23 protein-coding genes, 2 tRNA genes and 4 pseudogenes are annotated in these 24,517 nt (G+C 59.1%); 19 read left to right on the forward strand and 10 right to left on the reverse strand.

The features are described from left to right. Nucleotides 1–43: 43 nt before the first annotated feature. Nucleotides 44–682 carry an outer membrane protein gene (locus BN77_RS19670; RefSeq protein WP_007535147.1) on the reverse strand — a complete coding sequence of 213 codons (639 nt, stop codon included), beginning with the start codon at nucleotides 680–682 and terminating at the stop codon, nucleotides 44–46. Between the two features lie 215 nt (nucleotides 683–897). Beyond that, a tRNA-Pro gene (locus tag BN77_RS19675) sits at nucleotides 898–974 on the reverse strand. A 179-nt stretch (nucleotides 975–1,153) separates the two neighbouring features. Between BN77_RS19675 and BN77_RS19680 the strand changes: the two genes are divergently transcribed. From BN77_RS19680 to BN77_RS19690, 3 genes are all read left to right on the forward strand, one after another. Next, nucleotides 1,154–2,800 (forward strand): phosphoethanolamine transferase, encoded by a 1,647-nt coding sequence (locus BN77_RS19680; protein WP_007535150.1) that lies wholly within the window; start codon nucleotides 1,154–1,156, stop codon nucleotides 2,798–2,800. A gap of 188 nt (nucleotides 2,801–2,988) precedes the next feature. Beyond that, complete coding sequence (locus BN77_RS19685) at nucleotides 2,989–3,294, forward strand: ETC complex I subunit (RefSeq protein WP_007535152.1); 306 nt, start codon at nucleotides 2,989–2,991, stop codon at nucleotides 3,292–3,294. A 53-nt stretch (nucleotides 3,295–3,347) separates the two neighbouring features. Beyond that, nucleotides 3,348–3,424: transfer RNA gene (locus tag BN77_RS19690), tRNA-Arg, on the forward strand. Between the two features lie 44 nt (nucleotides 3,425–3,468). Here BN77_RS19690 and BN77_RS35900 read toward each other — a convergent pair. Together BN77_RS35900 and BN77_RS19700 are read right to left on the reverse strand one after the other, a co-directional pair. Beyond that, nucleotides 3,469–3,743, reverse strand: a pseudogene (locus BN77_RS35900) (transposase); the annotation flags it as partial. Nucleotides 3,744–3,886: 143 nt separating this feature from the next. After that, a complete protein-coding gene (locus BN77_RS19700) occupies nucleotides 3,887–5,230 on the reverse strand; it encodes an aminotransferase-like domain-containing protein (protein ID WP_007535157.1) in 1,344 nt (447 codons plus the stop codon). 237 nt (nucleotides 5,231–5,467) lie between these two features. Here BN77_RS19700 and BN77_RS35905 point away from each other — a divergent pair. From BN77_RS35905 to BN77_RS19725, 5 genes and pseudogenes are all read left to right on the forward strand, one after another. Next, a pseudogene (locus BN77_RS35905) lies at nucleotides 5,468–5,716 on the forward strand (response regulator transcription factor); the annotation flags it as partial. 295 nt (nucleotides 5,717–6,011) lie between these two features. After that, on the forward strand, nucleotides 6,012–6,239 hold the full coding sequence (locus BN77_RS19710; protein ID WP_007535160.1) for a hypothetical protein: 228 nt from the start codon (nucleotides 6,012–6,014) through the stop codon (nucleotides 6,237–6,239). A 70-nt stretch (nucleotides 6,240–6,309) separates the two neighbouring features. Continuing rightward, nucleotides 6,310–7,299 (forward strand): alpha/beta fold hydrolase, encoded by a 990-nt coding sequence (locus BN77_RS19715; RefSeq protein ID WP_007535162.1) that lies wholly within the window; start codon nucleotides 6,310–6,312, stop codon nucleotides 7,297–7,299. Nucleotides 7,300–7,895: 596 nt separating this feature from the next. Continuing rightward, complete coding sequence (locus BN77_RS19720; RefSeq protein WP_007535166.1) at nucleotides 7,896–8,087, forward strand: YjiS-like domain-containing protein; 192 nt, start codon at nucleotides 7,896–7,898, stop codon at nucleotides 8,085–8,087. Continuing rightward, nucleotides 8,084–8,863: a sulfite exporter TauE/SafE family protein gene (locus tag BN77_RS19725; protein ID WP_007535168.1), complete on the forward strand. Its 780-nt coding sequence runs from the start codon at nucleotides 8,084–8,086 to the stop codon at nucleotides 8,861–8,863. The genes BN77_RS19720 and BN77_RS19725 overlap by 4 nt, the downstream gene beginning before the upstream one ends. Here BN77_RS19725 and BN77_RS36130 read toward each other — a convergent pair. The 4 genes and pseudogenes from BN77_RS36130 to BN77_RS35910 form a co-directional block, all read right to left on the reverse strand. After that, the gene (locus BN77_RS36130; protein WP_482822327.1) at nucleotides 8,797–9,051 is read right to left on the reverse strand and encodes a hypothetical protein; all 255 of its coding nucleotides are present in this window, start codon (nucleotides 9,049–9,051) and stop codon (nucleotides 8,797–8,799) included. The two genes, BN77_RS19725 and BN77_RS36130, sit on opposite strands and share 67 nt — an antisense overlap. A 415-nt stretch (nucleotides 9,052–9,466) precedes the next feature. Continuing rightward, nucleotides 9,467–10,048: pseudogene (locus BN77_RS19730) on the reverse strand (thiamine pyrophosphate-dependent enzyme); the annotation flags it as partial. After that, the gene (locus BN77_RS33620) at nucleotides 10,015–10,167 is read right to left on the reverse strand and encodes a hypothetical protein (protein ID WP_157224473.1); all 153 of its coding nucleotides are present in this window, start codon (nucleotides 10,165–10,167) and stop codon (nucleotides 10,015–10,017) included. The pseudogene BN77_RS19730 and the gene BN77_RS33620, both read right to left, overlap by 34 nt. Further along, nucleotides 10,161–10,310, reverse strand: a pseudogene (locus BN77_RS35910) (IS91 family transposase); the annotation flags it as partial. The pseudogene BN77_RS35910 and the gene BN77_RS33620, both read right to left, overlap by 7 nt. 163 nt (nucleotides 10,311–10,473) lie before the next feature. Between BN77_RS35910 and BN77_RS19735 the strand changes: the two are divergent. From BN77_RS19735 to BN77_RS19750, 3 genes are all read left to right on the forward strand, one after another. Beyond that, nucleotides 10,474–10,674, forward strand: coding sequence for a hypothetical protein (locus BN77_RS19735; protein WP_007535174.1), 201 nt, complete (start codon nucleotides 10,474–10,476; stop codon nucleotides 10,672–10,674). An 863-nt stretch (nucleotides 10,675–11,537) separates the two neighbouring features. After that, nucleotides 11,538–11,804 (forward strand): hypothetical protein, encoded by a 267-nt coding sequence (locus BN77_RS19745; RefSeq protein WP_007535179.1) that lies wholly within the window; start codon nucleotides 11,538–11,540, stop codon nucleotides 11,802–11,804. Between the two features lie 53 nt (nucleotides 11,805–11,857). Further along, the gene (locus tag BN77_RS19750) at nucleotides 11,858–12,130 is read left to right on the forward strand and encodes a hypothetical protein (RefSeq protein WP_007535182.1); all 273 of its coding nucleotides are present in this window, start codon (nucleotides 11,858–11,860) and stop codon (nucleotides 12,128–12,130) included. A 174-nt stretch (nucleotides 12,131–12,304) separates the two neighbouring features. Here the strand turns inward: BN77_RS19750 and BN77_RS19755 are convergent, their stop codons facing one another. Then, nucleotides 12,305–13,471, reverse strand: coding sequence for a dihydrodipicolinate synthase family protein (locus BN77_RS19755; RefSeq protein WP_007535184.1), 1,167 nt, complete (start codon nucleotides 13,469–13,471; stop codon nucleotides 12,305–12,307). A 258-nt stretch (nucleotides 13,472–13,729) separates the two neighbouring features. Between BN77_RS19755 and BN77_RS19760 the strand changes: the two genes are divergently transcribed. From BN77_RS19760 to BN77_RS19780, 5 genes are read left to right on the forward strand one after another with little or no spacing between them, the layout of a single operon-like run. Next, nucleotides 13,730–14,776: a LacI family DNA-binding transcriptional regulator gene (locus tag BN77_RS19760; RefSeq protein WP_007535185.1), complete on the forward strand. Its 1,047-nt coding sequence runs from the start codon at nucleotides 13,730–13,732 to the stop codon at nucleotides 14,774–14,776. Then, nucleotides 14,773–15,774: a Gfo/Idh/MocA family protein gene (locus BN77_RS19765; protein ID WP_007535187.1), complete on the forward strand. Its 1,002-nt coding sequence runs from the start codon at nucleotides 14,773–14,775 to the stop codon at nucleotides 15,772–15,774. The genes BN77_RS19760 and BN77_RS19765 overlap by 4 nt, the downstream gene beginning before the upstream one ends. A gap of 9 nt (nucleotides 15,775–15,783) precedes the next feature. Next, a complete protein-coding gene (locus BN77_RS19770; protein ID WP_007535190.1) occupies nucleotides 15,784–17,397 on the forward strand; it encodes an acyl CoA:acetate/3-ketoacid CoA transferase in 1,614 nt (537 codons plus the stop codon). Then, nucleotides 17,390–18,169, forward strand: coding sequence for an enoyl-CoA hydratase/isomerase family protein (locus BN77_RS19775; RefSeq protein WP_040677455.1), 780 nt, complete (start codon nucleotides 17,390–17,392; stop codon nucleotides 18,167–18,169). Before BN77_RS19770 ends, BN77_RS19775 begins: the two co-directional genes overlap by 8 nt. Further along, complete coding sequence (locus BN77_RS19780; protein ID WP_007535193.1) at nucleotides 18,169–19,674, forward strand: aldehyde dehydrogenase family protein; 1,506 nt, start codon at nucleotides 18,169–18,171, stop codon at nucleotides 19,672–19,674. Before BN77_RS19775 ends, BN77_RS19780 begins: the two co-directional genes overlap by 1 nt. 217 nt (nucleotides 19,675–19,891) lie before the next feature. On the opposite strand, the gene BN77_RS19785 is transcribed toward BN77_RS19780, so the two are convergent. Next, nucleotides 19,892–20,947 (reverse strand): LacI family transcriptional regulator, encoded by a 1,056-nt coding sequence (locus BN77_RS19785; protein ID WP_007535195.1) that lies wholly within the window; start codon nucleotides 20,945–20,947, stop codon nucleotides 19,892–19,894. Between the two features lie 331 nt (nucleotides 20,948–21,278). On the opposite strand from BN77_RS19785, the gene BN77_RS19790 reads away from it, so the two are divergent. The 3 genes from BN77_RS19790 (at nucleotide 21,279) to BN77_RS19800 (ending at nucleotide 24,514) form a co-directional block, all read left to right on the forward strand. Further along, nucleotides 21,279–22,538 carry an ABC transporter substrate-binding protein gene (locus tag BN77_RS19790; protein WP_007535197.1) on the forward strand — a complete coding sequence of 420 codons (1,260 nt, stop codon included), beginning with the start codon at nucleotides 21,279–21,281 and terminating at the stop codon, nucleotides 22,536–22,538. An 81-nt stretch (nucleotides 22,539–22,619) separates the two neighbouring features. Then, complete coding sequence (locus tag BN77_RS19795; protein ID WP_007535199.1) at nucleotides 22,620–23,573, forward strand: carbohydrate ABC transporter permease; 954 nt, start codon at nucleotides 22,620–22,622, stop codon at nucleotides 23,571–23,573. After that, nucleotides 23,570–24,514: a carbohydrate ABC transporter permease gene (locus tag BN77_RS19800; protein WP_007535200.1), complete on the forward strand. Its 945-nt coding sequence runs from the start codon at nucleotides 23,570–23,572 to the stop codon at nucleotides 24,512–24,514. Before BN77_RS19795 ends, BN77_RS19800 begins: the two co-directional genes overlap by 4 nt. The last annotated feature ends 3 nt before the right edge of the window (nucleotides 24,515–24,517 follow it).

A 24,517-nucleotide genomic window follows, 5' to 3' on the forward strand; every position in this document is an offset into this window, starting at 1 on the left:
GGGCGCCTGTTCTCCGCCATGAGCTCTTGTCAGCGCAGGCGGGCTAGAACTTGACGCCGATCCCCGCGGAGACGACTTGCTCATCAAGGTCGACTTTTGCTCCCTCGATATCTTCGTCGCCGTAGTCGTTGTAGCGATATTCCGCCCGACCAAAGAGATTGTCGGTAAATGCATAGTCGAGGCCCCCGCCAACCGTCCAGCCGTTGAAGGTCTTGTCTTCGTCGCCAGCCGGCGTATCGACCGTGGCACGTGTTGCAGCCCATCCCGCTGTCGCGAAGATCAGGGCACGGTCGACGGCGTAGCCGATGCGACCGACGACAGAGCCGGATACGTCGGTCCCAACTTCTGTGGGTGTGCCGAGGACGGTCAGATCCTTCTTGTTCCAGCTGTAGGAAAGGTCGCCCTCGATACCAACGACGATGCTATCCATCTGATAGTTCGCACCGACGAAGCCGCCGACGAGGCCGCCGTTAAAGTCGTCGGACGAACTCACGCCAGGTATGCTGAAATCGCTATTCAGGAAACCTATGCCGCCGCGCAGACCAGCATAGGGCCCGGTCCAGCTGAAAACTGGGGCAGGCGCGACGGGCATCTCTGGAATAGGGGGTGCAAGGTCAGCGGCGCAGACCGGCAGAGCAAGTGCGGTCATGGCAAAAACGAGCGAAACCCGCAAAGTCGACATTATGAGATCCCCGTAGAGTTAACGAAGTGCATCCGAATATGGTGAACGATACCTTATGCGGCCTTAACAATGGGTTTCTCTGCAAATTTTGCGCGTTATTGCATTGCTGTTCCCTGGCGAACCAAGAACATGGGCTGTCGTGGAGCGCGAAGGCGCAGCAACTCTCGCTCGGCGCCAGGCGGCGAGCGTAGTCATTTCGTAAATTGAGGGAAAAGTGGTCGGAGTGGAGAGATTCGAACTCCCGACCCTCTGGTCCCAAACCAGATGCGCTACCAGACTGCGCTACACTCCGTGCCGACGAGGGAGGGCAATACACGGTTCCCCTCGCGCCCGCAATATCTAAATCACGTATCCCCAAGCTTGGCGTAAATACCATCGCCATTCAGGTTGGTGTCAGGAAAGATTGACATCAGCGCGATTGGTCGAGCGGTCAGCGTCGCGCCCGCTCCCACTCAGGTCGCGGAGAGCGGATTGGACGATTTCGATGAGACGGCTCAGGATCCGAGCCGGAGGCCGCGCCTCGGCAGCGTTACGCTGTCGATCCTCATCGCCGTCTATATTCTCGCCGTCGGTAACGAGACTTTCTGGAGTCGGGCCTACACGCATCTCGCCGCCTATCCGCTTGCTTTGATCGCCTTCGTCATCGGCATCACTGCGATTACGATCGCCGCGATGACGGCCTTCTCGGTGAAATATTTGATCAAGCCGGCCTTGATCTTCTTCATACTTGTCTCAGTCACCGCGGCTTGGTTTACTGATCAATACGGCATCGTCATCGACAAGGAGATGATCCGGAGTGCTGCGGCTGCAACGTCGGATGCGGCAGCGCATCTTATCACGCCCGCCTTTCTCCTGCATTTGATCTTGGCTGGAGTACTGCCATCGCTGTTCATCCTGTGGGTTCGGGTCGTGCATCGACCATTTCCCCAAAAATTTGCTTGGAACATGGCTGTCATTTTGCCTTGCCTGGCAGTGTTTGCGGCCGCAGGGCTCAGCTTTTCACAGATCTATGCGGCGGTCGGACGCCTGCACCGCGATATCATGCTGACTTTCAACCCCTTCATCCCGATCGGCAGCGCCGCGCTCTACATGTTCCCTTCAGAGGACGACCGCAAAATCGAGCGTCACCTGCTCGGCTTGGATGCCCGCCAGCGTTCGCCGAGTGCAAATGGCAAGCCGAGGGTTGTCGTCCTTGTCGTCGGAGAGAGCGCGCGCGCGCAGAGTTTCTCGCTTGGCGGCTATGTCCGCGAGACAAATCCTGAGCTGAAGGCGAGGGGGGTCGTCTATTATGCCAACGCAACAAGTTGCGGAACGACTACCGGGGTGGCCCTCCCTTGTATGTTCTCTGCCTACTCAAGGCCGCAATATACGCAGCGCAAGGGACTAGAGACCGACAATCTGATAGACATTCTGGGCCATGCGAAAGTGAAGGTGGAGTGGTGGGACAACAATACCGGCAGCTACAATGTCGCCAACCGCATCTCCTATCGTTTCCTGCCTGATGCCGCCGATCCGCGTTTCTGTCGCGATGGTGAATGCCTGGACACGGCGCTGCTCGACAAACTGGGCGAATGGCTCTCCCGTGTGAAAGACGACAGCATCCTCATCCTCCATCAGAACGGTAGTCACGGGCCCGGCTATTATCAGCGTTACCCGGACGATTTCCGTCGATTTACCCCCGATTGCCGGACGGCCGAATTCGGCTCCTGCACGCAGCAGGAAATCGTGAACGCTTACGATAACACGATTTTGTTCACAGACCATGTCGTGGCTAAGGTGATCGATACCCTGAGGCAATATGGCAATTCCATATCGACCGCCATGCTCTACGTATCAGACCACGGCGAATCACTTGGCGAGAACGGCCTCTATCTGCACGGTGCACCCTACCTCTTCGCACCGCCGCAGCAAACGCATGTGCCGATCATCGCCTGGCTTGCACCAGACTTCAGTGCGGCCTCGAAGATCGATATGGCCTGCTTGGCGCAGAAGGCGTCTGAGCCTGCATCCCACGACAATTTTTTCCACAGCGTCCTCGGTCTGATGGATGTGGCCACTGACCGTTACGATGCCAAGCTCGACCTTTTCGCAGCATGCCGCCATACGTCGGTCGAATAGGAGAAGGTCGCCTGAAACGATTAAAAATGCGGATTCCGCCGCCGCGGCTTTTTGCTTGAAAATATAGGGATTCGCCGGTAAGCAAAATTCATCTCTTCGTGCGATGGTTTCGATGAAGGGGGTCCCGGACGTGGGGCCGAATCAAGTTTCGAGTGCGAAAGCCCGCAAATTTCGGAGGCGTTGCAGCAATGTCTGCCAAGATCTATCGCCCAGCCAAGACCGCGATGCAGTCCGGCAAGGCAAAGACCAACATCTGGGTTCTTGAGTTTGATCAGGAGACCCCGCGCACCATCGATCCAATCATGGGCTACACGTCTTCCTCGGATATGCGCCAGCAGCTGAAGTTGACTTTCGAAACGCAGGAACTGGCCGAAGCTTACGCGAAGCGCAACGGCATCGAGTATCGCGTCGTAGCCCCGAAGGATCCGCAGCGCCAGACTGTGGCTTACCCTGATAATTTCCGCTATACGCGGACTCAGCCTTGGACGCATTAAGCCGCGTTCAGCCGTAGCAATTTGACCGGGCGCACAATTCCCGGTCGCCGCGCGGCCCCTTAGCTCAGCTGGATAGAGCACCTGCCTTCTAAGCAGGTTGTCGCAGGTTCGATTCCTGCAGGGGTCGCCAGCTTTTTCAGTGTCCGACCCGGAGACATAGGTAACAGATCGTCCCTAAGACATGGGTGACAACCTCGTGCCAAACGGGTTGTCGATGGTTTGCAAAGTCCTCTGCTCCAGATCGATATATCCGAGATCATAGTGCATGAAGCTGACGAGCCAAAAACCGTCGTCGACCTGCTTGAGGCCGAGCCTCTGACCGGCCATGACCGTTGAGATGTTGATCTTCTTGCGATGGATGCATAGACGGCCGCAGTTGGTGACGATGGCATCGCGGTCGTGGAGGGATAGCTGATCTCGGGCAGCCCCTCATAGGGTCGCGGCGCTGCGTCCGCGGTGGGGACGATTTTAGCCGAAGTTCAAAGAACTACCGCGTTGCTTTTTGTAATCGCCGCTGGTGCACCTCATGCGTCCACGCGCCTGGAAGTCCACACATTGAAGCGACAATCATAGCCCAATCCGACGTTGCCGCTCACTCTGTCGCCTCGAGATCATGCTCTCTGGAGCGAAGGAGGGTGGCGAGCGTGCGAAGCCCCGCCTCGAGTTGATCCATTGCGGGAGCCGCAAGGGCAAGCCTGACAGCGTTCGGCGCATAGCCGGCAGTGACCGCGAAGGTTGTCGATGGGGTGAGTGCAATGTCGCGACGGGCCGCCGCGGCGACGAAGCTTTGGGAGCGCCAGTGCTGCGGCAGTGTCAGCCACAGATGGTAGCAGTTTGGATTCGCCTGAATGTCGAAGCCGGACAGACAATCCGCGGCAAGCGTCTGACGTGCTTGCGCGTCGCGACGCTTCAGGCGCGCGAGTTCGGCGGCAGTGCCGTCGGCCATCAGACGCTGCGCCGCAGCGAATGCGAAGCCTGAAGCGGTCCAACCGCCGGAACGCACCGCTGCCATCACGTTTTCACGCAGCGCGAGCGGCGGCACGATGAACCCCAGGGTAAGCCCCGGCGCGATTTTCTTCGAAAGGCTGTCGATCACGATGCAGCGATCCGGCGAGAGAGCGGCAAGTGGCGGTTCGTTATCGAGAAAGCTGTACACGTTGTCCTCGACGACCAAGAGATCAAGTTCCTCGACGGTGCGAACGAGATCGTGCCGCCGGGACGCCGGCATCGTTGTTCCCAGAGGGTTGTGCACTGCCGGTTGAACATAGATTGCCGAAAGATGGGCCTCCTCGTGCGCCTTCCGCAGCGCATCCGGACGCACGCCTGACGAATCCATCGCAAGCGGGACCAACGAGATCCCTAGTCGAACCGCGACGCCTTTTAGGAAGGGATACGTCAGGGATTCGACGCCGCATCGTCCGCCGTTCGGAACAATGGCCGCAAGCGCCGCCGCAATGCTCTGGCGGCCGTTGCCCGTGAATACGAGCTGTTCCGGGTTCGGAGACCAGCCAGTTCTCGAGAGATAGGCCGCCGCTGTCTCCCTTATTCCGCTGGTGCCGATGCTCGTCGCCTGCCTCAAGGCGATATCCAGCACCACGGGCTTGTCCAGTCCCTCCAGGCTCCTTGATACCAGGGCGGTCTGATTGGGTAGAGTAGGATAGTTGAACTCAAGATCGATCCGGACGTCGCGCGGTTCGCCCGGCGCTGCCGCGCCTCGCCGCGCTTCGCCGGATATGAACGTACCTCGTCCGACCTCGCCAACGACCAGTCCTCTGCGCAGAAGCTCCGCGTAAACCCGGCTTGCGGTGGAAACAGCGATATTACGCTCGTACGCGAAGGTTCGCTGCGGTGGCAAGCGATCGCCAGGCTTGAGAACCCCGGCGGTAATTTCAGCGGCGATTGTGTCGGCGAGCTTCAGGTATTCCGAATTAGCCATTATTGCTCCGAGACAAATGTTTTATTGTACCGAGACCGTATCGGAGCAGAGTACATACGTCAACGGGTCGTATGGGGGATGGCCACACTTCGCCTCGACCAACGCTCCGGCGTTGCATGTCGCACATCAATCGATTGAGAAATGGAAATGTCTGCTGTCAAACCCCTTACATACCGCGCGATGAGCTGAAGGGAGCAGCGTCGCCGGGTCCGCAAGCGCCATCGTTTTGTCGTCGATGACGATGTTTCGGTGCGCAAGGCGTTCGAGCTTCTCATCGATTCCGGCGGCTGGGTCGCGCAGACGTTTGCTTCAGCGGCCGACTTCCTTGCCGCAAGTCGGCCCGGCTGTCCGAAGTGCATGATTCTTGACGTATATCTCCCGGATCTGAACGGCCTGGATCTCCGGAGCCTCATCGCAGATGACCGTCGCGAGATGCCGATCATGTTCATGAGCGGACCGGGCGACATACCAATGTCAAGGCGATGAAAAGCCGGGCTGTCGAATTCCTGGCAAGCCCTTCGAGGAGAACGAACCGCTGAACGCGATCGAAGACGCGCTTCGCCGGAGGTATTACGGGGCGCGGCATGTCAGCCCGGGTAGGAGGGAATGGCAGGTGAACCAAAGTATTGAATGACAGGTGATGGCGATACCAAAGTATCGTCGATACCATTGTCCTATGGCTTCGTAAGTATGGTCCGCGCATCCTTTTCCCGTCAACCGCACAGGTCCGATGCCATTCGCGAAGGTCCGTCCGGCGGTGCCCCAAATCGAGGATAGGACAATGAACACAATCAGGAAGATCTACCCGCGCAAACGGCGATACCATGGTTCTCTGTCGTTGAGTGGCCTTTATTTCTCTGCCGTTTCAATGCTCGGACAGTTGATTTGGGAGATGGAAAAGCGCCCTTCGCGCGTTGCATTGCTTGCGCTTACCGATGAGCAATTGAAGCACGTCGCCCTGTCGCGGGCGGATGCCTGTCGCGAGATGAAGCGTCGTTTTCGGGTTTGACGCTGCTCGATCCGCTCGAAGCCCCTCTTTTACCCAACGCCCCGACACATTCACAATATGGAGATCCCAGATGACCCAGGATAACGATCCTAAAATCATTTCGCGACGCGACGTGCTGACGATTGGCACTGTTGCCGCATCCGTGCCGCTGCTCTCGGCTATCCCGGTCCATGCGGCCTCGAAGGTAAAGAGCGCGCCATCGCCGAAACAGAGCAGCGAAGACATTGGGTCCGTGAAAACCGACGACGGGATCGAGATTTTCTACAAGGACTGGGGGGCGAGAGACGCCCAGCCCTTGATGTTTCATCACGGATGGCCCCTCAGCTCGGACGACTGGGATCCGCAACTCCTGTTTTTTCTGGCGCGGGGCTTTCGCGTCATAGCACATGATCGGCGCGGGCATGGCCGTTCGACACAAACGGGCGGTGGGCATGACATGGACCATTACGCCGCGGATGCCGCGGCCGTCGTGAAGCATCTCGATCTCAGAAACGCCGTTCACATCGGCCATTCGACCGGCGGCGGTGAGGTTGCCCGCTATGTAGCGAAGTATGGCCAGCCTGAGGGCCGCGTCGCCAAGGCTGTCCTGATCGGCGCGGTCCCGCCACTCATGGTGAAGACGGCAAACAATCCCGGCGGCACGCCGATAGAGGTTTTCGACGGTTTCCGGCAGGCGGTGGCGAGCAACCGGCCGCAATTCTTCCGCGACCTGCCTTCCGGGCCGTTCTACGGCTTTAATAGGCCCGGCGCGAAGGTGTCGCAGGGCATCATCGACAACTGGTGGCGCCAGGGCGTGATGGGCGGCTCCAAGGCCCACTATGACGGCATAAAGGCCTTCTCGGAGACCGACCAGACCAACGACCTCAAGGCCATCACCGTGCCGGTACTGGTCATGCAAGGCGACGACGATCAGGTTGTGCCCTATCAGAATGCAGCCGTGCCTCAGGCCAAGCTTCTCAAGAACAGTACGCTCAAGATCTACCCGGGCTTTTCACACGGCATGGCCACGGTCAATGCCGATGTGATCAACGATGATCTGCTCGCGTTCATCCGCGCCTGAATTGCTTGACCCGAAGCCGATGTCGATACGTCCAGCCCTACCGGCCGCGGCGCTTGGCCATTATGGGCAACATGATGCTCACCATCTCAGCGGCGGTCCGGGTAGCGCCGCCGCCAACCCCCGGGCGCCGCAAAGTCGGCGGCGCCCGGTTTTCCACGCCGGTTCGGACGGTCGCATTGCTCGACCGAGGCCTGGAAGGCGCCCCGCTCCTCGCTTCACCGGATATGAACGTACCTCGTCCGACCTCGCAATGAGCATTTCTCTGCACAGAGGCTCCGTGTAATCCAGGCTTGCAGTGGAGACACCGATCTTACGCTCCCACGCGAAGGTTCACTGCGGCGGCAAGCGATCGCCACGCTTGAGAACCCGGCGGCGATCTCCGCGGCCATCGTGTCGGCGAGCCTCAGGTTTCGCCATTATTGCTCCGAGATCAATGTTCCTATTGTACCGAGTACGTATCGGAGCATAATGCCTTCGTCAACCGGATCGTACCGGGCATTGCCACAGTTCGCGTTGAATTCACGACGCTGCAGCGCTCACCAGCTCCCGCGCCGCCGTGTTTGCTTTGTCGCGAACCAACCGATGGAGAAACGGATATGTCTGCAATGCTTGCAAATGGCCGCCATTCACTGAAGCGTATGCTTCGCCACTTCGCGCGCCGTGCCGCGATAGTCAGACTTCGCGAACTTGACGACGAGGCTCTGAAGGACATCGGACTGGCACGCTCTGAAATCGAGGCCGCGGCATTTGGCCGGATCCATGTCTACAGGCGCGGGGGGACGTCATGACCGCTGCACCGATCACGCCGGATCTGACTCTGGTGACCGTCCTGGTCGCTTTCGCCGGGGTCTTCCTGATCTGCTTCCTGAAAGGGGCGTTCGGAGGCGGGTTTGCCATCGTCGGGATCCCGCTGTTGTCACTTGTGATGGATCCGGTCACGGCTGGAGGCCTGCTCGCGCCCTTGTTTGTCGCGATGGATCTCTACGCGCTACGCTACTGGAAGCCGAACACGTGGTCGCGGCGGGACCTCGTCCTGTTGCTGCCCGGCCTGGTTGCGGGGATCGGGGCGGGCTATTTGCTCTTCCGTTCGCTCGACCACCATGCGATCGAGATCGTGATGGCGTTCGTCACGCTGATCTTCGTCGGCCTGTGGCTTGCGGGAGGCGGGGGAGTCACCATCCGACCCCGCTCAAAGCCTAAGGCGGTCGCCGCTGGTCTGGCGTCGGGCATCACAACGATGGTGGCCCATTCCGGAGGGCCGCCGCTTGCGATGTATCTGTTGCCGCTGGGCTTGACCAAGGAAGTCTATGCGGGAACGACCAGCTTGTTCTTCACAGTTGGCAATGCCACAAAGGCCGTGCCGTGGCTTTTGATCGTACGGCCGACTGGCGCCGACCTGGTGCTGATGGGCATCTGCCTGCTCGCAATACCGAGTGGCGTCGGCCTGGGCTGGCGGCTTCACGGCTTTCTCGATCAGCGTCAGATTTTCCGAGCCTGCTACGCATTGCTCTCGGTGACCGCGCTCAAGCTCTTGTGGGACGGCGTCTCCGGATATCTGGCATGATTTCCCGGATCGGCTTCATCGTTTGAAATCATCGTTGCTTCGTCGACCGTGGCCCTCACCGGAATGCGCTGGGCGAGACGCACCCGCTTGTAGGAGGGATCTATGTTGGCGAGCGCTCCTGCGATAGTCTTCGATGCCTGATGCGATGTTTTCGACATGCCCGGTAAATAACTTCTGCCACCCCACAAGGTGATTTCCGTGGCGCCACCTATCTCGATGGGCGTTTAGTCTTCTCGAATATTCTCGACCCGTAAGGAGTCGGTGTCGATCATTGCCATTCGATCTTCCGGCCACCGGTCGCCCGGATGCAAAAGAAGGTTGGCAATGATGCCATTGTAGAGCGCGCGAACTTCCGCCCGTTCGTGCCTTTGGGCTGCAGTCTATATGAGATGGAAGACAAGGAGTGGGTCAGGAATGGGCGATCGAACACCGCAGAGGCCGGAACAGCGCCAGGGCCAAGTAGCATTGGACGAATTCGGTTCGAGAGGCCCTATCTATAGAGACGGGTTCGCGGAACTAAAACAATGATCAGCGGCCAAGATTGTTTCCCTGGCCGCCGATCATTGTTTTAGTCGAAGATGTCGAGATGAATTCGGGTGCTGCTCATCGACGGAGGAAATTTGATACGGTCAGATCAAGCAATTGATTGCCCTTGCCGTTCATTACGGCCTTCAAAGCCCAAAGGCTGAATCCTTTGACCTGTAGGGCCTCAATCTTCGGCGGCATGGACAGCTCTTCCGTATTGGTGACGACATCGAGAAGTGCCGGGCCGTCATGCGCAAGGAGATCTGCGAGCGCCCCTTCCAAGTCAGCCGGGTCCTCCACGCGGCGCGCGTGAACGCCGACGGCATTCGCCATCGCCGCAAAATCGGGATTTTTAAGGCTTGTACCCGTCTCGAGGAGGCCGGACGCTTTCATTTCAAGTGCAACGAAGCCCAGTACGGAGTTGTTGAAGATGACGATCTTCACCGGAAGGTTCTGCTGAGCGAGCGTGAGAAAATCGCCCATCAGCATGGCGAAGCCTCCGTCGCCCGAGAGACTGATGACTTGCCTCTCTGGAAAGGCAGCCTGCGCACCTATTGCCTGCGGCAATGCATTCGCCATCGACCCATGCACCAGGGAACCTATCATTCTGCGCCGACCATTCATCTTCAGATAACGCGCGGCCCATAGTGGCTCATCGCCAGGAAGGTCAGTCGATACCGAAGCACAACAAGGTGGAGGTCGAGCTTTCTTTCCGTGTGTCGGGCATGTCGAGGACCGCCGAAGCTAAGAACGAAATCTACGACCTCGAGTGCGGACATGGCTCTCTCAGGGTGAGCGGGGTTCTATCGGTGCTTGGCGCGTCATCCTGGACCCGCGCGTCCACCCCGAGCAGTGTCCTGATCTTTGCGACGTTGGCCTTGCGCCCCGCGCCGGCAAGCAGGCCGTAATGGCGGATGTGGTGGAGCGGTTCCTTACGAGAATACGGCTTGCCGCACGACCGAGGGTATTTTCCGAAAAATCAAGCGATCCAACGCGAATCATTTGCAGCTTCCCACCGGAGTCTTGAACGAAGGACGCTCAAAAATTCTACGAGACATTTCGCGGGGGGGGGTAGGGTCTTCTTCATGAGCACTCTCGTTGAGACTGAATTGCAAATGGTCGAGAGGCATGTGCGCCGTGGCGAAGTCATCATCGCCCAGCAACGATTGCTCGTCGCCCGCCTCACAGAGTCGGGTAGATCAACTGCCGACGAGGCGAACCTTTTGAACGTCTTTCAGGATATTCAGGTTCAGCATCTCCTTCACCTTGCTAGATTGAAGAAGTAGAAACAGAGCCGCCGACGTGCGAAAGCGCCTATCAGGTGGTTCCCCGCACTTCTCTCAAACAAAAAAGGGTGATGAAGCCGATTTTTGACTCACGTTTTGGCCATTGCTAGACCCAAAAAAACGCAATAAAATCAAGCATTAACAACCCGGTTCCAATCCTGCAGGGGGCGCCATTTTCTCAAATGGTTGCGAGCGTTGCCCAGCCACTATGCCGTTGCCTCGCAACAAACGGGCAACGGCGTCCTCAGCATCGATCAACCGATGGCGGCGGCCGACGAACTGCGGCCACCGCGCAGCAACAGCCCGATCTTTGCTCCTCCAGCTCCGAAACACGTCTTCTGACGGACACCAAATGCAGACCGAGCTGGCGGCTGGCCCTGCAGAGCCTCTACCGCGGCGAGCGGAATGGTTATGGCTTCAAGCCGGAGTAAAACGAACGGCCACCGAGCGTGAAAGGGGACGACATTGATCGACTGGAAGAGATCGCCGAAGTCAACGGGCGGCTGAAGGAACCGGCCTTGCACTCCCGACCCTTCGAAGGCGCGGCGCTCCTCGCTAGCGCCGGAGCAAAGACCAATCATCTCGACGGCAAGATGCGCGACTCATCGCCTTGGAGGTTTCGGTGACGACACGCTGCGACGTGTGCATTGCCGCTCATTTCGCGGGCGGGCCGCCCCGGCTGCGGAGACGCCGTCAAATGGAGAGCTGCAACTTCTCAACCGCATAGGCCGGCCGCTATTCCCTCGGGGATCTGGTTTCGGAAATTTCCGGTGGACGAGCAAATGATCACGGTGGAATATATGACGCGTGATCGAACGAGCCTTAGCGAACGAATACCTGTGTCCGTACGAAAGGAGCGAATCATGAAACTGATCATCCGTACCACTATGATATCGTTGTTGGCGTTGGCCGCTCACGGCGAAGAGCCATACAAATTGACTTCGGCGGAAAGCAAGATCGCCGAACTCGGCGCGACAAACTATGCCAAAACATCCAACGCCACTCTCATTTCATGTTCCAACCTCTGCACAAGAGACGACCATCACGTCGCCTGTACCATAGCTGACAAGGCGGGTGCCCGTTCCGAAGTGCAATGCTCATACAAGTCAGAGGGTTGCAAGAAGCAGTAAGATGGAGCGCGGCCCCGGATCCGGCCGCCGGCGTCATCAACAGGGAGGATGCTATGCCAACGATTATTGGCTATCACAACATCACAAAGGGCGCGAAACATTGGCTCACCTCACCGAAGCGCAAGGAGTTTTTCGGACCGCTCGGGGTGACCAACATCCGAACGTTCGTTGATCCTCAAGATCAGACCCGTGCTGCTGTCATGATGGATGTTCCGGATCTTGAGGCCTTGCAGGCGGCCATGCAGAGCAAGGCCGCCGCCGATGCGATGGCCTTCGACGGGGTGTTGCCGGAGTCTCTGGTGATCCTGGTCGAAACGAAGGCGTAATCGCTCTGCCGAAATAGGCTCCTGCCCCGAGGGCTGGCCTCCGGTTTCTTTGGCGCGCGGCAGCGTGCGGGCGCCAATTTCCAATTTCGGCTCAGACAAAGGATTGCAGAAGTCGTCGGGTTCGGCGGCTGTGGTTCTCGCGTTGACTATCAACGTATCTTTGCGGGAGGCGGCTCAGTCGATACCGAAGACGCCCACGAGATGCTTCATGCGCGTGACAGCAAGCTCCGGCTTGTCGAGAACGTTTGCCTTGTCCGCGAGCCGGAAAATGTCGGCATAATGATTGATGCCACGTGCCGACTGCATTCCGGCCGGAAGACTGAAATGGTTCTGATGGCCATTCAGCCAGGCCAGGAAGACGACGCCTGCTTTGTAGTACTGTGTTGGCGCTTCGAAGATTTTCCGGGAGAGCGGTACGGTCGGTTCGATTACGGAGCGGAAGGTGGCGGCGTCGCCTACCGCGAGCGATGCGAGTGCCATCGACGCTGACGGTGCAACGGCATCGAAGATGCCAAGGAGAGCGTGGCTGTACCGGTTGCCGTCGCCTTCGATCAGCTCAGCATAGTTGAAATCGTCACCGGTAAAGCAGAGGATGCCTTCCGGAAGGCCATTGCGGAGTTCTACTTCCTTGGCGTTGTCGAGCAGAGAAATCTTGATCCCTTCGACCTTCTCCTTGTTCTCATTGATGATCCTCAGGACGCATTCAAGCGCCGGTCCGAATTGAGGGCTGCCCCAATAACCGGCTAAGTTCGGATCGAACATATCTCCGAGCCAGTGCAAGACGACCTTGTCCTTGGCCTGTGAAAGAATTCTGCCATAGACCTTTGCGTAGTCGTCAGCGGAGGAGGCCACGCGAGCGAGGGCGCGGCTGGCCATCATGATGGCGCGGCCGCCATTCTTTTCGACGAATTCGATCTGCGTCTCGTAAGCCTTGATGACGTCGTCGATCGATCGGGCATCAGTTGCCGTCAGATGATCGGTGCCGGCGCCGCATGCAAGATCTGCGCCTGTAATGCTGCGTGATTCGTCCAGCGATCGGCGGATCAGCTCCTGTGCGCCGGCCCAATTGAGACCCATGCCGCGCTGGGAGGTGTCCATGGCCTCGGCAATCTTAAAGCCAAGTCCCCACAGGTGTCGGCGGAACGCGATCGTTGCGTCCCAGTCGATCGCCGGACGCCCCCAAGGATCTACCTCCTTTCGCGGGTCCGAGACGACGTGAGCGGCCGCATAAGCGATCCGGTTGAACTTGGGTGGAGCGGAAGGGCGCCCAACCGGTGTCCCGACAAGGCGGTACTCCTCGGTTGATCCGGCGGCGTTCGGCAGATTTAAAGACAAGCTCATCGCGATCCTCCTCAACAGACGAAAGACCCATTAAATTGGAACGTTCCAAATTTCAATAGTTTTCTGGACGCGAATTATTTATGGGGCCTCCGAGCGCGACGTCGGAATGAGCGAACATCTAAATATCCTACAAATAATATTATTTTTGGCGAACCGTCGTGATTTTCGGTGTCGCATCTTTCCACACAATATGCTTGACAAATTTGGAACGTTCCAATTATTAAGACCCCAAGCTGGCGAAAGCCGAGGAGGAGTTCCATGACGAAGGGGCGGGTGACCGTCATTGATATCGCGCAGGCCGCCGGCGTCTCGAAGTCGACGGTGTCGCTTGTATTGCAGGGATCTCCGCTCGTGAACGAGGCGACACGTTCCAAGGTGAATTCCGCCATGCGCGAGCTTGGCTACGTCTATAACCGTGGTGCTGCCAACCTTCGTCAGGCCAGTGCGAAATCGAAGATCATCGGTGTTGTCGTCAACGACTTGACCAACAGCTTCTTTGCGGAACTTGCCGTCGGCGTCGACATGGTCGTGCAGTCCGCCGGCTTTGTGCAGTTTCTGTCCAATACAAGCGAGAGCATTGATCGCCAGCGGGAGGTTATTGCTTCGATGAGAGAGCATGGCATCTCGGGGTTGATCGTTTCTCCGGCACGCGCAACCGAAGCCGTCGATTTCAAGCCGCTTGTCGCTGCCGGCATTCCGGTGGTTGTCGTTGTTCGCAGTTTGCCTGGAGCCAAGGTCTCGTCGATCGTCTCCGATAATGAGGGAGGTACGTCCGCAGCCGTCGAGCATCTGGCCTCCCTCGGGCACACGCGAATTGCTTTTCTCGGCGGCTTTACCGACACGGCGGTCTTCGAGGAGCGTCTTGCCGGCTATATCGATGGTCTGAACAGGGCCGGGCTTGGTTTTGATGAAGAGCTGGTGATCTCGTCAGCGCCATCGCGGGCGGGTGGTGTCGACGCGATCGGACGGGCGATAGCGATGGGTAATCGGCCGACGGCAGCAGTCTGTTTCAATGACGCTGTTGCATTCGGTGTGTGCGACGGGCTGCGTGCGCGGCACATGGAGCCCGGCCGTGACTTCGCTGTTGTCGGCTTCGACGACGTTATCGAGGCGCAGACGGCTGTTCCGGCTTTGACGACCGTTTCCGTCGATCCGCAAAGCATGGGCCGGCGCGCTGCGCAGCTTCTTCTCAAGCAGATCAATGCCGGTAGGGCGGAAGCCGAAAACGTGACCACCGCGGTCCGACTTGTTGTTCGTGAAAGCTGTGGTGCCGCGCAGAAAAAGATAGGGAGAAAGATGGCATGACTGTTCGCTGGGGACTGATTGGCGCGAGCACGATCGCGCGCGAGTGGGTGATTGATGCGATCCGCGCCACTGGCGGCGAGGCAGTCTCTGTAATGAGTTCGAGTTCCGAGCGCGCGCGGTCCTATGCCGCGCAGAACGGGATCCCCAAACATGTTTCCGACGTCGCGACCCTTGTGAACGATCCAGAGGTCGATGCCGTCTACATCTCTACCACGAACGAGCTTCATCGCGACCAGGCGATCGCTGCGGCGCGTGCCGGCAAACATGTCCTTTGCGAAAAGCCGTTGGCGATGTCGCTGCAGGATGCCCATGCCATGGCGAAGGCGGCAAAGGATGCCGCCGTTGTGCTTGCCACCAACCACCATCTCCGCAACGCCTCCACTCATGTTGCCATGAGAGACGCGATCGCTGCGGGCAAAATCGGCAAGCCGCTTGCTGCGCGTGTCTTTCATGCGGTCTATCTGCCGGCTCACTTGCAAGGCTGGCGGCTGGACAAGCCCGAAGCTGGTGCCGGCGTCATTCTGGACATTACCGTTCATGACGCCGACACGTTGCGGTTCGTTCTCGGGCGCGATCCGGTGGAGGTGGTTGCATTCTCACAGGCGGCCGGGATGGGCAAGGGCGTCGAAGATGGCGTCATGGGCGTGATGCGTTTCGAGGACGGTATACTTGCGCAGTTTCACGATGCTTTCACCACCAGATACGCGGAAACCGGGTTTGAGGTGCATGGCACCGAGGGTTCGCTTGTCGGCCGTAACGTCATGACGCAGCGTCCGGATGGAACGGTGACGCTAAGGAATGCGGATGGCGAGCAACAACTGCCGACCAATGCGCGCAATCTCTACGAAATCGCACTGACATCGTTCCACGCCGCCGTGGCCGGAAAGGGCCATCCTTCAGCGACTGCGGAGGATGGCATCTGGTCGCTCGCGACCGGACTTGCCGTTGTTAAGGCCGCCAAAAGCGGCTCGGCCGTGAAAATCGAAACAGGACTTTGAGTAATTCCGATGAGCAAGCACATCACCCCGGCCGAAGCTGCCGCACTGATCCCCGACGGAGCCGTCGTATCCGTGTCGTCGTCGAGCGGTCTCGGCTGCCCCGACCTGATGTTGAAGGCAATTGGCGAGCGTTTCGACAGCACCGGTCATCCCCGCGATATCACGACGCTGCACCCGATCGCGGCAGGTGACATGAGCGGCATCAAGGGTGTCGACCATATTGCCAAGAAGGGACTCCTGAAGAAGATCCTCGGTGGTTCCTATCCATCGGGTCCATCTAGTGCAGAGCCACCGTTGATCTGGCAGATGATCACGAAAAACGAGATAGCAGCCTACAACATTCCCTCGGGTATCATGTTCGATATTCATCGCGAGGCAGCTGCCAAGCGCCCCGGCGTTCTGACAAAAGTCGGTATCGACACATTCGTCGATCCGAAAAGGCAGGGCTGCGCGATGAACGACCTTGGTGCTAAGGAGCCCGTGGTCAGGCGCGTCCTGTTCGAAGGAGAGGACTGGTTGTTCTTCCCGGCGATCGTGCCGCAGGTCGCCATCATCCGTGCGACGACGGCCGACGAGCGCGGCAACCTTACCTATGAGCATGAGGGCGCCTATCTCGGTGGCCTGGATCAGGCGCTCGCTGCCCGCAACAATGGCGGCATCGTGATCGCCCAGGTCAAGCGCATCACCAAGGAAGGTTCGCTGAAGCCGCATGACGTGCGCGTGCCTGGCATGTTGGTCGACTATGTCATCGTCGATCCGGACCAGAAGCAGACCACGCAGACACTCTATGATGCGGCGATCTCGGGTGAGATTTTCCGGCCGCTCGAGACGTTCCGTGTTCCGGAATTCAATATTCAGAAGGTAATCGCCCGGCGTGTGGCGCAGGAGCTCGAGGCCGGTAGCTGCGTCAACCTCGGATTCGGTATTTCCGCCAACGTGCCTCGCATCCTGCTTGAGGAAGGGCTGCACGGCTCCGTCACCTGGGTCATCGAACAAGGTGCCGTCGGAGGCGTTCCGTTGCTGGATTTCGCATTCGGCTGCGCGTCTAACGCCGACGCTTATATGCCGTCGCCATATCAGTTCACCTATTTCCAGGGTGCAGGCTTCGATGCCTCACTCCTGTCTTTCCTCGAGATCGGCAAGGACGGCTCGGTCAATGTCTCGAAACTTTCCTTCCGGCCGCATGTGACGGCCGGGGCGGGTGGCTTCGTCGACATCACGGCGCGGGCGAGGAAGATCGTGTTCTCCGGCATGTTCAACGCGGGTGCGAAACTTGCGATCGCCGACGGCAAGCTGGTCATTGAGAAAGAGGGTAAGCTGAAGAAACTTGTCAACGAGGTCGAGCATGTCACCTTCTCCGGCAAGCGCGCGATCGAGCAGGGACAGGACATCACCTATGTCACCGAACGGTGCGTGATGAAGCTGACGCCGGAAGGCGTTGTTCTCACGGAAATCGCACCCGGAATCGACCTGCAAACCCACATCCTCGATCAGTCCGAGTTTCCGCTGATCGTGGCAAAGGACCTCAAGACCATGGATGCGATGCTCTTCGGCGAAGCAAGCATCGGTCTGTCTCTGCCGATGAAAGGCGCCCGCGTCCTGGAGGGTGTCTTCAATGGCTAGCGGCATGGTCAGAATCGAGGTCGAAGATCACGTCGCCATCATGACGGTGTCGCGGCCCGAGAAGCTCAATGCGCTGGATCTCGACATGCTAAAGGCATTGGCGCATGCGGCCGACGAAGTCGAGGCCAACGCCGAGGTGCGCGTTGCAATCCTGACCGGCGAGGGCAAGGGGTTCTCGGCTGGCGGCGATATCAAGGCATGGGGCGGGATGCTGCCGCAGCAATTCGGCCACGCCTGGGTCCGATACGGGCATCGAGTGTTCGAAAGGCTTGCGACGCTGAGGGTGCCGTTGATTGCCGCGCTGAACGGACACGCTCTCGGCGGCGGGCTGGAGCTTGCCGGTGTCGCGGACATTCGCATCGCCGAGGAGCACGTCAAGATCGGACTTCCGGAAACGGGACTGGGCATGGTGCCAGGCTGGTCCGGCACGCAACGCCTGGTGAAGCGTTTCGGGGCGCAACTGGTACGTCGCATGGCACTGGGCGGTGAGATTTTCACTGCCGAGGAGGCGCGCGTCCTTTGCATCGTTGACGCGGTCACATCGAGCGGAAACGCGCTCGAGGCCGCGAAGGAATATGCGCGACGGGTCGCGTCGAGAGGACCCGCGGCGCTCGAAATCGTGAAACTGATGATCGCGTCGGCAAATGGCGAGGACAACGGCACCGCTGTCGAAGCCCTGGGGTCGATCCTGGTCGCGAAAACCGCCGATCTCAAAGAGGGCGTCGCGTCTTTCAGCGAGAAGCGCCCGGCTCAATTCAAGGGAGAATGGTAATGACAGTTCTGGTCAATCCAAGAGCGCTTAGCGACCACAAGGCCCGCGACTTCAAGATGCTGGTCGACGGCAAGTGGGAGGCCGGGTCTGCCCAGCCGATCGAGCGCGTCGCTCCAAGTCATGGCATCGTTGTGAGCCGCTTTCCGAACGGCAGCAAGGCGGATGCCGACCGGGCGATCCTTGCCGCCCGCAAGGCTTTCGATCATGGCCCGTGGCCGCGGATGACCGCTTCCGAGCGCTCTGCCATTTTGCTCAAGGCCGCTGACCTGATCGCGGCTCGTGCGGAAGAACTGGCCTTCCTGGACGCGATCGAGGCTGGCAAGCCGATCTCGCAGGTGCGTGGCGAAATCGCCGGCTCGGTTGATATCTGGCGATATGCAGCAGCCCTTGCGCGTGATCTGCACGGCGAAAGCTACAACACGCTCGGAGACGGTACGCTGGGTGTCGTCCTGCGCGAAGCGATCGGTGTGGTATCGATCATTACCCCATGGAACTTTCCGTTCCTGATCGTCGGCCAGAAGCTGCCCTTCGCCCTTGCTGCTGGATGCACCACAGTCGTCAAGCCGTCGGAACTCACTTCGGGATCGACGCTCCTCCTCGGCGAAGTCCTGCAAGAAGCTGGCGTTCCGGATGGTGTCGTCAACATTGTCACCGGTACGGGACCGGAGGTCGGAGCAGTGCTGACGACCCATCCGGAGGTCGACATGGTTTCGTTCACGGGCTCCACCGGTGTCGGCAAGCTCACCATGACGAACGCGGCGCAGACGTTGAAGAAAGTTTCGCTCGAACTCGGCGGCAAGAACCCGCAGATCGTGTTTCCCGATGCGGACCTCGATGCATTCGTCGACGCCGCAGTCTTCGGTGCCTATTTCAATGCCGGCGAGTGCTGCAATGCGGGTTCCCGTCTGATCCTGCACAAGAGCATCGCTTCCGATGCGGTCAAACGCATCGCTGAACTCTCGAGGGACGTGAAGGTCGGCGATCCGCTCGATCCAACGACGCAAGTTGGTGCGATCATCACGCCGCAGCACTTGGAGAAAATCGCAGGCTACGTTGCCGGTGCGACGAGCAGTGGTGCGCAAGTCGCACATGGCGGCGAAAAGCTCGACCTCGGCATGGGGCAATACATGGCCCCCACCATCCTAGAGGCTGTGACGCCCGGCATGGCGGTTGCGCGTGAAGAGGTCTTCGGCCCTGTCCTTTCCGTGCTCACGTTCGAAACCAGAGCGGAGGCAGTCGAGATTGCGAATGCGATCGACTACGGGCTTTCGGCAGGCGTCTGGAGCCGCGACTTCGATACGTGCCTGACCGTCGGGCGAAAGGTGAGAGCCGGGACGATCTGGATGAACACCTTCATGGACGGGGCCTCCGAGTTGCCGTTCGGTGGCTACAAGCAATCAGGCCTCGGGCGTGAACTCGGTCGTCACGCAGTGGAGGATTACACCGAGACCAAGACGCTCAACATGCATATCGGCGGCCGCACCGGCTGGTGGATGCCGCGGTAAGGTCGCCAAGGGAGCCGAAGCGGGAGAAAGGAGGGAGGAGATGGCTGGATCGATGTTTGCAAAGAAGACGACTTGCGCACGTGATGCCTCGTGCCTCCCTCGCTTCTTAGCTGTCGCGTTCCACGATCGGGCCGCATTGGGTCGATGCGCGACGCACGGGGAGGCCAAGGGACGTTTGGCCGGCGCCACCAATGCCGGGAGGTCAAGGACGCAGCCATCAGCCTCCAGTTTCGCCAGAAAGAGGCGGCTTGGGCGTCAACAGCACCTGCAGCTGGTTCATATCCGTCTCGCCGCTGATCCGTTTCTTCAGGATGCGGCCGATCTGCTCGCCCGTGGCCGTCAGGTCTTCGTAGATGGTCTCGACCTTGGGCTGAATGGCGGAGAGGAGTTGCGAGGTCTGCTTGGCGACAATGTCGTACTCGACGCCGAGTGCCAGCCCACAGTCGCTCATGCCTGTTATAGTGGCGAGCGCGCACACTTCGCCGCCGCACGTGAAGGCGTCGGGCGGATCGGGCTCGCCATGGCGTCTTGCGATGCGGTCGCGGATCGCGCCGGCCGGATGATCGAGATCTATATCGGAGATGACCTCATAGGCGCAGCCGGCCTCGCGAACGGCGGTCATGAAGCCATGCAGGATATGGCTGCCGAAGCTGAACTGCATCGGGCCGCTGATCAGCGCCGGCTTGCGGCGTCCCTTGGCGATCAGCCGCTTAGTTGCCTCGTAGGCGAACGTGAAATTGTCGTAGTCGACATAAGGATGCGGGGTGGAGAGTTCGGTGCGGCCATGCGTGATGAATGGAAAGTCGTGCTCCATCAGCAAGCGCACTCGCGGGTCGAAAGGTTCGGTGCGCGACATCACCAGGCCATCGGCCATATGGTTGCGCATGATGTAGTTGACCGCCTCTATGTTGGTTGTGTGGGGCAGGTTGGGCATGACGATCAGATGGTAGGCGGTGCCCTGCAGCGCCTTGGCAATGCCGGACATGATCGAGGTGCCATAGCCGAGGAGTTCCTCGTGCGGCTCAAGCAGGATGGCGATGACATTTGTGCGGCCGGTCTTCAGGCGCTGGGCGGCACGATCGGGGGAATAGCCGACATCAATCGCAATCTGGCGGACGCGCTTGCGGGTTTCGTGATTGATCACCGGGTCGTCCGAAAGCGCCCGCGATACAGTGGTTACGGCAAGGCCCGCCATGTCCGCGATGGTGCGCAGCGTCGGCTTGCCGCTCCTGCGGGTCGATCTGGTCGTGGGCGGCAGTGCGATGCGAGACACGCTCGGCTTTCCTCCAAATGGCTCGGATGCCGGGACACTAACGCGACAGCGAAGCCGATGCAATGCTGGACTGGAAACGTTTTAAATTTCGGCCTCAGCGCGATCGATTCTGTAGCATTGTCTAAAAAGGCAACAAAAACAGGCAGAAATTGATGTTGCTCCTAACGTGGAAAGGGGAGGCGGGTCACTTGACTTGGTTAAGTTTATAACGTTTTAAATTAACCCACGCGGCGCTTGCGCCGTGGCAGCCAGAGCCTTGTGCGGGGAGTGTGCACGGGCTTTTGAACGCGGATTTTCCGCATTTGTGAACTTGCAAACCGGGAGGAAAACGATGCGCAAGTTTTTGATGACGACTGCTTTGGTAACAATGACGGTGGCTGGCCTCGGCGCTGCCAAGGCCGCCGACGTGAAAGAAGTGCAGATGCTGCATTGGTGGACGTCGGGCGGCGAAGCTGCGGCCCTCAACGTCCTCAAGCAGGATCTGGCGAAGGAGGGATTTGCCTGGAAGGACGTGCCGGTCGCCGGCGGTGGTGGTGATGCGGCGATGACCGCGCTGAAGGCCATGGTCGCTGCGGGCACTTATCCTACCGCATCCCAGATGCTCGGCTACACCGTTCTCGACTACGCCCAGGCCGGCGTCATGGGAGACCTGACGAAAACGGCGAAGGCCGAGGGCTGGGACAAGGCGGTTCCGGCGGCTCTGCAGAAGTTCTCCGTTTATGACGGCAAGTGGGTTGCAGCCCCGGTTAACGTTCACTCGGTCAACTGGCTGTGGATCAACAAGGGCGTGATGGACAAGATCGGCGGCACCGAGCCGAAGACCTTCGATGATCTGATCGCTCTGCTCGAGAAAGCAAAGGCGGCCGGTGTCACGCCGCTGGCTCTTGGCGGCCAGAACTGGCAGGAAGCAACCATGTTCGACTCGATCGTGCTGTCGACTGGCGGCCCCGAGTTCTACAAGAAGGCCATGAACGACCTCGACGAGGAGGCGCTGAAGTCGGACACGATGAAGAAGTCGTTCGACAATCTCCAGAAGATCGTCACCTACGTCGACCCGAACTTCTCCGGACGTGACTGGAACCTTGCAACGGCCATGGTCATCAAGGGCGATGCGCTCGTTCAGGTCATGGGCGACTGGGCAAAGGGTGAATTCGTCGCGGCCAAGAAGAAGCCGAACACGGATTTCCTGTGCTACCGCTTCCCCGGCACTGACGGCAGCGTGATCTACAACTCCGACATGTTCGGCATGTTCAACGTGCCAGCTGATCGCAAGGCAGCGCAGGTCGCGCTCGCCAAGGCAACGCTGTCAAAGAGCTTCCAGTCTGCGTTCAACGTCGTCAAGGGTTCGGTTCCGGCGCGTACTGACGTTCCGGATACCGCCTTCGACGCTTGCGGCAAGAAGGGGATCGCGGACCTGAAGAAGGCGAACGAAGGCGGCACGCTGTTCGGTTCGCTGGCGCAGGGCTATGGCGCTCCTCCGGCGGTTGCGAATGCCTACAAGGACGTCATCTCCAAGTTCGTACATGGCCAGATCAAGACCTCCGATCAGGCTGTCGAAGAACTCGTGAAGGCTATCGAGGACGCCAAGTAATCAAGGCCTCCCACGATCTTCCCCGCCCTTTGTGGCGGGGAAGATTCCGCAACGGACGATCTCGTTGGAGGAGATGACCCCATGAGCACCATCGCTACAGATAAAACCGTTCTCGCGCCGCACCGGGGGACGCCAATTTCAATCCGCGCGCGGCTGCAGGACGCGCTGCCGAAGATCGTGCTCGCGCCGAGTTTCGCCATCACGCTTATTTTCGTCTACGGCTTCATCATCTGGACGGTCTATCTGTCCTTCACCAATTCCAAGACCTTTCCGTCCTATGTCCTGACGGGGCCGCGCGCCTATCAACGCCTTTGGCGCTGGACGTTTGAAAACGATCCGCCCTCCAGTTGGTACACTTCGATCACCAATATGGGCATTTTCGGCGTGCTCTATGTCGGCATCTGCCTGGCGCTCGGACTGTTTCTGGCGATCTTGCTGGATCAGAAGATCCGCGGCGAGGGCATACTGCGACCGATCTTTCTCTACCCAATGGCGCTTTCCTTCATCGTTACCGGCGTTGCCTGGAAATGGTTCCTCGATCCGGGCCTTGGCCTTGAGCAGACGCTGCACCAGTTCGGCTGGACGAGCTTCCACTTCGACTGGATCAAGAACAAGGATTTCGTGATCTACACCGTCGTCATCGCCGGCGTCTGGCAGGCGTCCGGCTTCGTTATGGCGATGTTTCTGGCCGGGCTTCGCGGCATCGATAGCGAGATCATGAAGGCGGCGCAGATCGACGGCGCAACCACGGTGCAGCTCTATCGGCGCATCATCATTCCGCTGCTGCGACCGATCTTCCTGTCGGCCTTTATTGTGCTCGCCCACATGGCGATCAAGTCCTACGACCTCGTCGTGGCATTGACATCCGGTGGCCCTGGCGGCTCGGCATGGCTGCCTTCCAACTTCATGTACGAATACACGTTCAAGCGGAATGAGATGGCCGTCGGTTCGGCGAGCGCTGTGATCATGCTAATGACGATCTCGGCGATCATCGTTCCCTATCTCTATTCCGAGCTGCGGGAGAAATCGCGATGAGCGCTGTTACTTCGACAATGTCCGATGCGACGAGCGCGTCGCGCCGCAGACTGTTCAGCCGGATCTTCATCTACGGCCTGTTGGTCATGTTCGCGATCATCTACCTGATGCCGCTTTTCGTCATGCTGGTTACCTCGTTCAAGACCATGGATGAGATCCAGAACGGCAACATGCTTTCGCTGCCGAAAGCACCCACAATCGATCCCTGGTTCAAAGCCTGGGGCGAGGCCTGCGTCGGCCTGACCTGCGCCGGCATCAAAGGCTACTTCTGGAACTCGATCAAGATGGTCGTTCCGGCCGTGGCGATCTCGACGATCATGGGCGCTCTCAATGGCTATATCCTGACCAAGTGGCGCTTCCCGGGCCATACGCTGGTCTTCGGCCTGATGCTGTTTGCCTGCTTCATCCCGTTCCAGTCGGTGCTCCTGCCGATGGCGACCATCCTCGGCAGCCTCGGCCGCTTCGGGGCGACGCTGCGCGACCAGATCGGCGTGTCGCTGGGCTTCGGCAATTCGACGGTCAATCTGGTCACCGTTCACGTCATCTACGGCCTCGGCTTCACGACGCTTTTCTTCCGCAACTACTACGAGGCTTTCCCGACCGAGCTGGTGAAGGCAGCGCAGGTGGACGGTGCAAGCTTCTTCCAGATTTTCCGACGCATCATGCTGCCCAATTCATTGCCGATCATCGTCGTCACGGTTATCTACCAGTTCACCAATATCTGGAACGACTTCCTGTTTGCCTCGGCCTATGCGGGAACGGGCGATTCCATGCCGATGACCGTGGCGCTGAACAACGTCGTGAATACCTCCACGGGTGTCGTCGAATATAACGTCAACATGGCAGCGGCGATGATCGCAGCCCTGCCGACACTCCTCGTCTACATTCTCGCCGGCCGCTACTTTGTGCGTGGCCTGATGGCGGGCGCTGTCAAAGGATAATCC

This window comes from Rhizobium mesoamericanum STM3625 (assembly GCF_000312665.1).
GTDB classification, from domain to species: domain Bacteria; phylum Pseudomonadota; class Alphaproteobacteria; order Rhizobiales; family Rhizobiaceae; genus Rhizobium; species Rhizobium mesoamericanum.